This is a genomic window from Paraburkholderia sp. EG304 (assembly GCF_046543485.1).
GTDB classification, from domain to species: domain Bacteria; phylum Pseudomonadota; class Gammaproteobacteria; order Burkholderiales; family Burkholderiaceae; genus Paraburkholderia; species Paraburkholderia youngii.
The window spans coordinates 35,831-47,907 of record NZ_JBKGUA010000028.1; the positions used below are offsets into that span (position 1 = coordinate 35,831).

Consider the following 12,077-nt stretch of genomic DNA (forward strand, 5'->3'; position numbering starts at 1 on the left):
GTGGATGAAGCGGTGTCGGGGTCGCCGTGCCCGCTTCCTTTCTATTGAAGAAATCGCCGAGGTTCGCTCAACCGATCGTCATCAAATTCGCATTACCGCCTGCCGCCGCGGTATTCACGCTGACCGAGCGCTCGGTCAGCAGACGCTCGAGCGCGTAGTCCTCGTCGCCGCTCGCGAGCGCCCGGGCCGCGACGCCCTGCACCGACACGATCGGCCCCGCGCGCTTCGCGACCTCTTTCACGAGCGTGAGCAGTTCGTCGCTGTCACCTTCGAACAGCACGGCGTCGAATGGCGCGTCGGCGCTCTTCTTCACGCTCGCATGCGCCTTCAGCGACGCCGGCAATTGCGAGACCAATTGTTCCCCCGCCGCGCCTTCGAACAACGCACGATTTCCCGTAGCCAGCACCGCCGCGAACTGCACGCGTGCGCCGCTCGCCGTCGATGCGATGCACAGCACCGTGCCGCGCGGGCCCAGCGTGTAGGTATTGCGCTCGCCGGTCGGCCCAGACAGTACCGCGGTTGCGCCCGCTGGCACATGCGACAGATAGCCGTCACAACGCGCGGCAAGCTGCGGCTCGCGCTCGTCGATCAGCCAATCGCGGAATGCGGTCAACGCGGCCGCCGGATTGTCGCCCTTTTCTGCTGCCTGCGCCGCCTGCGGCACTTCGACCACCAGCGCCTGCGCGAGCGACTTCGGCAAACCAGCCGGACGGGTCGCGAGCAGGCGCTGCAGATACAGCGCGCCGCCGGCCTTCGGCCCCGTACCCGACAGCCCTTCGCCGCCGAACGGCTGCACCCCGACCACCGCGCCGATCACGTTGCGGTTCACGTAGATGTTGCCCACGTGTGCGCGGCTGATCACGTGCGCGATCGTTTCGTCGATGCGCGTGTGAATGCCGAGCGTCAAACCGTAACCGGTCGCGCGAATCTGTTCGAGCAGCTTGTCGAGCTGGCTACGGCGATAGCGCACCACGTGCAGCACCGGGCCGAACACTTCGCGCTTCAGCTCGTCGATGCTGTCGAGTTCGATCAGCGTCGGCGGCACGAACGTGCCTTGCGTCGCGCCTTCCGGCAGCGGCAGTTGCTCGACCTTGCGGCCTTTGTCGCGCATCGCCGCGATGTGGGCGTCTATGCCGCGCTTGGCGTCGAGGTCGATCACCGGGCCGACGTCGGTCGACAGCCGGTCCGGGTTGCCGAGCGCGAGTTCGCGCATCGCGCCGGTCAGCATTTCGAGCGTGCGGTCCGCAACATCGTCCTGCAGACATAGAACGCGCAACGCCGAACACCGTTGACCAGCGGAGTCGAAAGACGATTGCAGCACGTCGGCGACGACCTGCTCGGCGAGCGCCGACGAGTCGACGATCATCGCGTTCTGGCCGCCGGTTTCGGCGATCAGGGGGATCGGTTTGCCATCCGGATCGAGCCGGCCGGACAGCGTCTTGTTGATCAGACGCGCGACTTCGGTCGAACCGGTGAACATCACCGCCCGCGTGCGCGGATCGGCGACCAGCGCGGCGCCGACCGTCTCGCCATTGCCCGGCAGCAGCTGCACCGCGCCCGCCGGCACGCCCGCTTCGCGCAGAATCCGCACCGCTTGAGCCGCGATCAGCGGCGTCTGCTCGGCTGGCTTCGCGAGCACCGTGTTGCCGGCCGCGAGCGCGGCGGCCACCTGGCCCATGAAAATCGCCAGCGGGAAATTCCACGGGCTGATACAGACCACCGGACCGAGCGGCCGATGCGTGTCGTTCGAAAACTCGTCGCGGATCTGCGTCGAGTAGTAGCGCAGGAAGTCGATCGCCTCGCGGATTTCCGCGACCGCGTTGGCGAGCGATTTGCCCGCTTCGCGCACCACGAGACCCATCAGCGTGTGCATCTGCGCTTCGAGCAGATCGGCGGCACGCGCGAGGCAATCGGCGCGCGCCTCGACCGGCGTCGCCTGCCAGATCGGCGCGGCGGCCACCGCATGGCCGAGCGCTGCGCTCACGTGCTCCGGCGTCGCTTCGACGACGGTGCCGACGAGATCACGATGGTCGGCCGGGTTGCGCACGTCACGCCCAGCACCGACGGCGATCTGGTTGTCTTCGAGCATCGGCGCGGCGCGCCATGGATGATGCGCGCTCGCGAGCAGCGCCGATGACAGCGACGCGAGCCGATGCTCGTTCGACAGATCCAGGCCCATCGAATTGAGCCGCTCGGCGCCGTACAGATTGCGCGGCAACGGAATGCGCGCGTGCGGCGCGCCGAGCGGCACAATCTTCGACGCTTCCTCGACCGGATCGGCGACCAGGTCCTTGATCGCGACGGATTCGTCGGCGATCCGATTCACGAACGAGGTATTCGCGCCGTTCTCGAGCAGCCGGCGCACGAGGTACGCGAGCAGCGTCTCATGCGTGCCGACCGGCGCGTACACGCGGCACGGGCGGTTCAGCTTGTCGCGGCCGGTGACTTCTTCGTACAGCGGTTCGCCCATGCCGTGCAGGCACTGGAACTCGTACTGGCCGGGGTAGTAGTTGTTGCCGGCGAGGTGATAGATCGCCGACAGCGTGTGCGCGTTGTGCGTCGCGAACTGCGGATAGACAGCATCGGGCGCGCCGAGCAGTTTTTTCGCGCAGGCGAGGTACGACACGTCGGTATAGACCTTGCGCGTATAGACCGGATAGCCTTCGAGGCCATCGACCTGCGCGCGCTTGATTTCCGTATCCCAGTACGCGCCCTTCACGAGCCGCACCATGATGCGGTGACGGCTGCGGCGAGCCAGATCGACGATGTAGTCGATCACGAACGGGCAGCGCTTCTGATACGCCTGCACGACGAAGCCGATGCCGTTCCAGCCTTGCAGCTCCGGATCGAAGCACAGCGCTTCGAGCAGATCGAGCGACAGTTCGAGGCGGTCGGCTTCTTCGGCGTCGATATTGAGGCCGATGTCGTAGCGGCGAGCGAGGATCGCGAGCGAACGCACGCGCGGCAGCAACTCGCTCATCGTGCGTTCCTGTTGCGCGCGCGAGTAGCGCGGATGCAGCGCCGACAGCTTGATCGAGATGCCGGGGCCTTCATAGATGCCGCGGCCGCCGGCGGCCTTGCCGATCGCGTGGATCGCCTGCTCGTACGACGCGTAGTAGCGCTGCGCGTCGGCCTCGGTGGTGGCCGCTTCGCCGAGCATGTCGTACGAATAGCGGAAACCGCGCGCCTCGTACTTGCGGCTGTTCGCGAGCGCTTCGGAAATGTTCTCGCCGGTGACGAACTGCTCGCCCATCAGGCGCATCGCCATGTCGACGCCCTTGCGGATCAGCGGCTCGCCGCCCTTGCCGATCAGCCGCGTCAGCGCCGACGACAGGCTCGTCTCGCTATTGGTCGTCACCAGCTTGCCGGTGATCATCAGACCCCAGGTCGCCGCGTTGACGAACAGCGACGGCGCCTGGCCGACATGCGATTTCCAGTCACCCTTGCTGATCTTGTCGCGGATCAGCGCGTCGCGGGTCGCCCGGTCGGGAATGCGCAGCAGCGCCTCGGCGAGGCACATCAGCGCGACGCCTTCCTGGCTTGACAGCGAAAATTCGTGAATCAGCCCCTCGACGCCGCCGCCCTTGCTCTTCGTGCGCAGCGTTTCGACGAGCTTGCCGGCCATCGCCTGCACGTCGCCCGCTAGGTTGGCCGGCAGACGCGCCTGGCCGAGCAGGAAGGGCACGCACTCGGGTTCCGGGCGGCGATACGCGGCGGTGATCGCCGCGCGCAGCACCGACTGCGGCTGCACGTTCTGCGCGAAATCGAGGAACGGATGCGACGCGCCATCTTCCTCGTTCTCGACCGCCGCGCCGTCGGCGAGATCGGCCGTGCCGGTTGCGCCCGACAGTTCGGCCGGCAACTGACCGTGCTCGATCTTTTCGAGGTAGGCGAAAATCGCCTGCTTGATCAACCAGTGCGGGGTGCGCTCGAGGCGGGTGGCGGCATCTTTGAGCCGGGAACGCAGGAGGTCGTCGACCTTGACGCCAAGGGTGGTGCTAGCCATGTTTCCTTCTTTGATACCGGGCGTGAGCCTGGCGAAAGACTAAAAGTTGGGCGAATCGTACGCCTACAAATAAAAAGGTGCAACCAATCCGACAGCTCGGTTGCACCGCGTCGCGAGCCTTATGCGGCGGGGGTTTCCGGGAGCTGAGCGAGAGCCGGGGCGGCGTGTTTTCGATCGGTACTTTCCCTGGCGTGATTCTTTTTGAAATAAGCCTTATCAAACGACTTCGCGCGCCGATATACAGAAGCACGACGATGGACGGCCCGAAACGTCGGTTTCAGGGCGCGCAGAAAAGATAAACGGGGTTCCCGAGGGTTGGTGTGATGGAAAAGTGGCTGGTAATACTGGGCATCTGGGTGATGTGCGCGGCCTGTGCGGTATTTTTCATTCGAGGCGCGACCAGAAGCTCGAATCAGCGCGAAGAGGAGCGCAAACAGGCAAGCGCGGCCTCGCGTGGATCGACGGGCGACACGCGAAACGCGCTGAACGACTGAGAGGCAGGGGAGCCCGCGCGACGGCTCATAGAGCCGGAAGCGCGCGGATGTGGGAATTTGCGATCCGATTGGCGCGCGGGGCGCTTGGCGCCTGAAGATCGCCGTTGGGTCAGCGCGGCCCCAGTGACGGCGCAGCCGACTCGAACTGCGCACAGACGTCACCGGGTGAAACCAGCTGGTCGTGCAGACGACACAGCCTGCTATCGGCAACGCTCGCGCCGAACCCCGAACTGAACGCGACAAGCCCGGGAATACGCTGCTCGAGCGCATCCCGGTCGCTCACGCGATGCCGGCATCCGGCACAGCATGGCACGTCCGCCGCGCCGCGGCGCTCTACGGCGCCCGCGCATGGGTTTGCGCCGACTCCACGAGCCATTGAAATCTTCACGGGCGTTATCCGAGGCTGTTCCAGTACGACGCGAACACGTGCGCGGACAGCGCATAGCCGATCGCGATATTGACCACGACACCCGCCGTGAACGCGAGGAACGGCTTCAGACCGGTCGCGGCAAGCGAGCGGAAGCGCGTCGTCAGACCGATGCTCAGGAAGCAGAAGGTGAACGCCCACGTGCGCAGCACCGTGATCGGCGCGACGAACTCCGGCGTGACGACCTTGCGGTAATCGGCGAGCGAATAATGGCTCGCGATCCACGTGACCAATGCCGACGCGATCACGAAACCGATCACGAACTTCGGGAAACGCGCCCAGATCTCACCGGCATTCGCGCGCGCGGTGACGCCGCTGTCCTGCGCTTCCCAACGCGTTGTCGCGACGATGGCGAGCACGAACGCCCAGATGCCGATCCAGATGTCGCGGCCGACCACCTTCATCAGCGTGAACGCCTGCAACGACGCTTCCGGCGCGCCGGCGATCGCGCCTCCCGCGTGTCGCGCGAAATCGCCATAGGCCTGGGCGGCGGCGATGCCAGCGGCGTCGGCGAATTCGGACGTGCCGATCCAGGCGCCGGCGACGGCCGTCGACAGTCCGAGCGAGCGCGACACGAACGGCAGCACGAAGATCATCACGACTGCCCACAGCACGACCAGCGTGATCGCGACCGACGCCTGCTCGCGCTTCGCCCGTACCGCGCCGGCAATCGCGATAGCTGCCGACACGCCGCACACTGCGCCGCCGACACCGAGCACGGCGGCAAAGCGCCGATCGAGCCCGAACGCCCGCGCAACGAGGAAGATCACGAAGAACGTCACCAACGACACGATGCTCGCCTGTACGACCGCAACCGGCCCGGCCCACACGAGCAGCGTGAATGGTAGCGTCGCGCCGAGCAGCACGATCCCGACCTTGATGTAAAACTCGACGCGCAACCCCGCCCCGAGCCACTGCGGCAGCGTGAAAAGGTTCGACACGAGCAGCCCCAAGGCGAGCGCAACCAGCGGCGGTTCGAGGTTGTACCTCGACGCGTCGACCCACGCGCCGAGCGTCAGGATCAGCGCGGAAGCGACGAATACGACGACGAACGCCGCGAGAAAAGCGCCGACGCGCTGCCTGAGCAGAGCGACGCTCGCGCCGAACAGCACCGCGAAGGTCGCGAACAGCGCGAGGTAGTTAGGTAAATGTTTGCCAATGTCCTGCGCAGCCTGTGAGACGCTCGACCATTTGGCCGGCGCGACGGCGAGCCACTTGATGCTGCTGCCCGACGCGAACAGCGCCCACGCAATCACGATCACGAGGAGGCCAACGCCAGCAGCGAGCCAATCTTCGGTCAGCGAAAAGCCGCTGCCTCGTGCGGTTTGCGCATCTTGTGTACCTTGCCGATGACCCGGTGCGGCGCCCGCCGGTGCGGGATGATGGGTGTCGCTCATTGCAGATGCCCCGAGAAAGTTGAGTGGTGTCGGCGAGAAGTAGTTGTTGTTTAGCCGCAAAATGCGCCGATTTGGCGAATATAGGCCAGCGCTATCACAAAGCGAAACGATCATTCGCTCTATGGATATGACTCAAAGAAGTAAGGCCGGCGTAACCTGGGCCGTGGCGTCAGATGTCGAGCGGATCGACTTCGAGATTCCAGCGCAGCACGCCCTTGAGCGCGCGCAACAGGGGCTGCCACGCGCGCAACGTGGCCTGCAGCGCAGCGCGCGACGCGCTTTCGATCAGCAGTTGCGCGCGATGCACATGCATCACCTTGACGATCGTGAGCGGCACAGCGTCGTAGACGGTGACGCGCTCGGCGGCCGGAATCTGCGCAAGCTCGGCGGCGGCCTGCTGCAGAAACGCGAGCGCCGCTTCGAGCGTGCGGCCTTCGGCGCGCAGCAGCGCCTGGTAGACGAACGGCGGCAGGTGCGCGTCACGTCGCTCCGCGAGCGTCGAGTTGGCGAAGCCGACGTAGTCGTGACGGCCAAGCGCGTGATACAGCGCGTGACGCGGATAGCGCGTCTGCACCAGCACTTCGCCCGGCAGGCCGGCACGGCCCGCGCGGCCGCTCACCTGCATCAGCTGCGCGAACAGGCGCTCGCTCGCGCGGAAATCATGCGAAAACAGCGCGGTATCGGCATTCAGCACGCCTACCAGCGACACGCGCTGGAAATCGTGTCCTTTCGCGATCATCTGGGTACCGACCAGAATATCGACCTCGCCCGCGTGCACGTCCGAGAATAACGCCTGCGCGCTGCCCTTGCGGCGCGTGCTGTCGGCATCGATACGCAGCACGCGGGCGCCCGGAACCGCGCTCGCGAGCGTTTCCTCGACGCGCTGCGTGCCGCGCCCGAGCGGTGCGATATCGACGTTGCCGCACTCCGGGCACGAACGCGGGATACGAGACTCCCAGCCGCAGTGATGGCAGCGCAGCGCGCGCTCGGGCTTGTGCAGCACGACGTAGGCGCTGCAGCGCGGACAACCGGCCACCCAGCCGCACGCGTCGCAGGCGAGTTGCGGCGCGTAGCCGCGACGGTTCAGGAACACAAGGCTCTGTTCGCCGCGTTCGAGCCGCGCCTTCATCGCGGCGATCAACGGACCCGACAAGCCTTCGATCGACGCCCGCCCGCGGCGGCGCTCGTCTTCGAGATCGATCAGGCGCACGGCCGGCAGCGCGGCGTCGGCGACGGCCCGGCGCGACAGCGTGAGCCGCTTGTAGCGGCCCTGATCGGCCTGCCACCAGCTCTCGAGCGACGGCGTCGCCGAGCCGAGCACGACCGGCACGCCGAGCTGCTTCGCCCGATAGATTGCGAGATCGCGCGCCGAATAGCGCAAGCCCTCCTGCTGCTTGTAGGCGGGATCGTGCTCTTCGTCGACGACGATGATCGCCAGCCGCGGCAGCGACGCGAGCACCGCGAGCCGCGTGCCGAGCACGATGCGCGCTCGGCCGGTGTGCGCGGCAAACCAGTTGCGGGCGCGCTCGCCTTCGGCGAGGCCGCTATGCAGCGTGACGATCGCGCTGGCGTCGAGCGCGGCGAAGCGGGCGCGGAACGCCGCCTCGAACTGCGGCGTCAGGTTGATCTCCGGCACTAGCACGAGCGCTTGCGCATCAGGCTTGGCGGCCAGAATCGCGGCAAGCGCGCGCAGGTACACCTCCGTCTTGCCGCTGCCCGTCACGCCGTGCAGCAGGAACGGCGCGAAGCCGCCGGCGTCGCGGATCGCTTCGACGGCACTCGCCTGCTCGTCGGTGAGGGTCGGCAGGACCGGCGCGGGTGCGTCCGGCAGCGCCGCCGCGGCGGGCACAGCGGCGGCATCGATCGCGTCGAGCGTCACCCAGCCAGCGGTCTGCCATGTGTCGAGTGTCGCCAGCGCCTTCGGATGCAGCGCGCGGGCGTCGGCGGCGAGCAGGAAGTCGGCTTGCGCGAGTGCTTGCGCGAGCGCTCGGAGCGCCGTCGCGCGGGCCGGCAACGCGTCAGGCAACGCCGTGCGGCCCTCGGCCGTCAACCGATAGCGCTCTTCCGGCGCGAACAGCCGCGACCAGCGCGACGCGTCGCGCAGCGCCTGCGGCAGCGCGGGCAATGCCACTTCGCCGAGACCGCGTTGATAGTAGTCCGCGGCGAACGCGGCGAGTGCAAGCCAATGTGCCGACACCGGCGGACACGACGAGCAGACCTTATCCACATCCCGCAGGCGTTCGGCGGGCACCTCGCTGTGGGCGGCCACTTCGCAGATCAGCCCCACCACGTGCCGTTTGCCGAACGGAACGCTGACGAGCGTGCCCACGACAGGCGCCTCGGATGTGCCGCAGCGATAGTCGAACAGGGTCGGCAGCGGATGATCGAGGGCGACGCGGACGAACACTTCGTTCACTCGGCGGGGCGCTGCGGACGAGCGGGCACGATGCCATATCGCGGCGCGGGGTGGCTCGCGCGGGACACGAACCCGTCGAAGTTAAAGTAAAACCTTAATTTCACCGCTAAGTTTTGGATTCGGCTGAACAATTGCGCTCGGCTCGTGGCCCTGTGGATAACTTTGTTGAGAACTTCGCTTCGACGGGCCGCAAACGGCGTGGCGACGGCCTTGTGTGGGATTCCGCACATTTCGTCCCGCTCCCCGCAAAGCCTTGCCCGACAAGGCTCAGATCAAATGAACCGAGTATGGGCAAGGGTCGGGCCACGATTCAACCCTCTACTGCGCCGCAGCGTGCGAAGTGTGCATAAGTCAACTCTTGACTTTCGTAAGACCACCATCTGACGGCCTCTTCGCGGAACTGCGGTCCTTAGACCCAGAGCCCAATTCGCTGCAACGCAACACGAAACGGTAACGATTACAGTCTCATGCGGGCGTATGTGCACCACTACGGATAGCGCGGCTGTGACGATGCACTTCGTCGACCAGCTCGGCAACATGCTCCGGTGGTGTGAACTGCGAAATGCCGTGACCCAGATTGAAAACGTGGCCGGGATGATTGCCGAAGCTGTCGAGCACCGCGCGCGCTTCCATGCGGATCGCGGCAGGCGGTGCAAACAGCACCGACGGATCGATGTTGCCCTGAAGAGCCACCTTGCCACCAACACGCTCGCGCGCCTTGCCGAGGTTCACGGTCCAGTCGAGGCCCACCGCGTCCACACCGCTCGCGGCGATGTCGTCAAGCCACAGGCCACCGCCCTTCGTGAAGGCGATCACGGGCACTTTTTCGCCATCGTGCTCGCGCTTCAGTTGACTGACCCCCTGCTCGATGTAGCGCAGCGAAAAGCGCTGATAGATGCCATCGGCGAGCGCTCCGCCCCATGTGTCGAAGATCATCACTGCCTGCGCGCCGGCTTCGATCTGCGCGTTCAGATATGCCGCGACCGAGCGCGCGTTGATGTCGAGAATCCGCTGAAGCAGATCGGGACGCGCGTACAGCATCGATTTGACCGTGCGAAAGTCCGCCGAGCCGCCGCCTTCGACCATGTAGCACGCGAGCGTCCACGGACTGCCCGAGAAGCCGATCAACGGTACGCGCTGCCGGCCTTGGGCGTCCTTCAGCGCCGTGCGGATTTCGCGCACGGCGTCGGTCACGTAGCGCAGTGTGGCGTCGATGTCGGGCACCGCGAGGCGCGCGACGTCGTCTTCAGTGCGCACCGGACGGGCAAATTTCGGCCCCTCACCGTTGACGAAATCGAGGCCGAGGCCCATCGCGTCAGGCACGGTCAGGATGTCGGAGAACAGGATCGCGGCGTCGAGCGGATACCGATCGAGCGGCTGCAGCGTGACTTCCGTCGCGAAAGCCGGATTCTTCGCAAGACCGAGGAAACTGCCCGCGCGCCCACGCGTGGCGTTGTATTCCGGCAGATAGCGGCCAGCTTGCCGCATCAGCCAGATCGGCGTGTAGTCGGTGGGCTGGCGCAGCAGCGCGCGCAGGAAAGTGTCGTTCAGGAGTTGATGGGCCACGTTGCGTGCGACTGGAGAGCTGAGGGCAAAGGAGCATTTTACCGGAGGCGGCCTCGGACATCGCGCATCGCGGGGCAATCGATGTTGCGACGGCGCGTCGTGGGAAGCGGGCGGAGTGCAGCTCGGGCGCACCTCACCAGCTGCCGTGCGCCACTGCGTGCACTGCTACGGGCTCGTTGTCTTCTGCTGCCCGGCTCGCCCTGGCTGAACGGCCGATGTTCAAGCCCGCGCTGCCAAGCTACTATCCCACAGCTTTCCCGATGAATTACACACTACACACCATAGGAGACTGGATGAAGAAGGCAGCACTCGCAATGCTCGGCGCGCTCGCCGGCGTCCTGATGCATGTCGGCATGGCCAACGCCCAAAGCGCCGCGGCCGCGCCGTCCCGGCTCGACGACATCATCAGCCGCGGCACGATACGCGCCTGCACTACCGGCGACTACAAGCCGTACTCGTTCTACAAAGGCGATGGCCAGTTCGAGGGCATCGATATCGACATGGCTGAGTCGCTCGCGAAGTCGCTAGGCGTGAAGGTCGAGTTCGTCAAGACGTCGTGGTCGAACCTGATGAACGACTTCGTCGCGAAGTGCGACATCGGCATCGGCGGTGTGTCGCCGACGCTCGAGCGCCAGAAGCATGCGTTCTTCACTCAGGCTTACATGGTCGACGGCAAGACGCCGATCGTCCGTTGCGACGATGTCAACAAATATCAGACGGTCGCGCAGATCGATCAACCGTCCACGCGAGTGATCGTCAACCCGGGCGGCACCAACGACAAGTTCGCGAAGCAATACTTCACGCACGCGAACGTGACGGTTTATCCGGACAACGTGACAATCTTCAAGCAGATTCTCGCCGGCAAGGCGGACGTGATGGTGACGGATGCGTCGGAAACGCTGCTGCAGCAGAAGCTCAATCCCGGCCTATGCTCGGTGCATCCGGACAAGCCGTTCCAGTACGGCGAGAAGGCATGGCTGCTGCCGCGCGGCGACGTCGCGTTCCAGCAATACGTCGATCAATGGCTGCACCTCGCTCGAGCGACCGGCGAGTATCAGGCCATTGCGGACAAGTGGTTGAAGTAAGCCGACCGTGTCCGTGGCAAGCCGTCAACTGCTAATTGGTTGCGGCAAGGGCGGCTTGTGCAGGGCTGAAGGTGTCGCATCGGCGAGATGTAACGAGGGGCGACGTTGTGCGGCTGTAATAACTGCCGGATCAGCGCTATAAGGCTGACATGCGCCCCTTTTTATTAGTGGCGGAAGCGCCATCGCGTCGCTGCATTGCAGCGTTGATTTTCGCCGACTTGCGAGATATTTCGGGGCAGGGTCGCAGTACCTGCTTCACAAGAAGTCCGTCGGTCAAAAGCTGCAGATGCAACCATTTCGCGCGGATGAGTGACCGAATTTCTACTGCGATGTACGCCACGAGTGGCATCAAACCTGCGGCTTGAATTGCGTCGCAGGTATCGGTAAATACTACCTTTCAACCGCTTTATTTTGGCAATAAATCCCGCAACGCCTTATCCGGCGGGCGTTACAACCTGAAACACTTTGTTACCGCCTTCGTAAGTTAATTCGCCCACAATGCCCTCAACGGTTTCAACACGGATGTGGCTGTGTGCGTGGTGTGAGCGGATACGATGCACTTGCCGGTCGGCGGTTGCCGAAGCCCTGTGAAGGGGGCATCCCTGCTGGGGCCGTAACCGACGCAGGGTCGTCGGCATGACCGTCCCATCATTGGTCTCCTCGCGCTAACCCCGTAGCGTGTGGTT

At 65.3% G+C, this 12,077-nt stretch carries 5 protein-coding genes; 1 reads left to right on the forward strand and 4 read right to left on the reverse strand.

The window, feature by feature from the left end:
* Positions 1-67: 67 nt before the first annotated feature.
* The 4 genes from putA to hemE form a co-directional block, all read right to left on the reverse strand.
* The gene (gene putA / locus ACLFKU_RS27690; RefSeq protein WP_368585617.1) at positions 68-4,006 is read right to left on the reverse strand and encodes a trifunctional transcriptional regulator/proline dehydrogenase/L-glutamate gamma-semialdehyde dehydrogenase; all 3,939 of its coding nucleotides are present in this window, start codon (positions 4,004-4,006) and stop codon (positions 68-70) included.
* A gap of 887 nt (positions 4,007-4,893) precedes the next feature.
* Positions 4,894-6,324: a YeiH family protein gene (locus tag ACLFKU_RS27695; protein ID WP_410851196.1), complete on the reverse strand. Its 1,431-nt coding sequence runs from the start codon at positions 6,322-6,324 to the stop codon at positions 4,894-4,896.
* A 169-nt stretch (positions 6,325-6,493) separates the two neighbouring features.
* Positions 6,494-8,740, reverse strand: coding sequence for a primosomal protein N' (locus ACLFKU_RS27700; protein ID WP_410851197.1), 2,247 nt, complete (start codon positions 8,738-8,740; stop codon positions 6,494-6,496).
* 465 nt (positions 8,741-9,205) lie between these two features.
* Positions 9,206-10,306, reverse strand: a complete 1,101-nt coding sequence (gene hemE, locus ACLFKU_RS27705) for a uroporphyrinogen decarboxylase (RefSeq protein WP_410851198.1) — start codon at positions 10,304-10,306, stop codon at positions 9,206-9,208.
* Between the two features lie 293 nt (positions 10,307-10,599).
* On the opposite strand from hemE, the gene ACLFKU_RS27710 reads away from it, so the two are divergent.
* Positions 10,600-11,391 (forward strand): transporter substrate-binding domain-containing protein, encoded by a 792-nt coding sequence (locus ACLFKU_RS27710; protein WP_410851199.1) that lies wholly within the window; start codon positions 10,600-10,602, stop codon positions 11,389-11,391.
* Positions 11,392-12,077 lie beyond the last annotated feature (686 nt).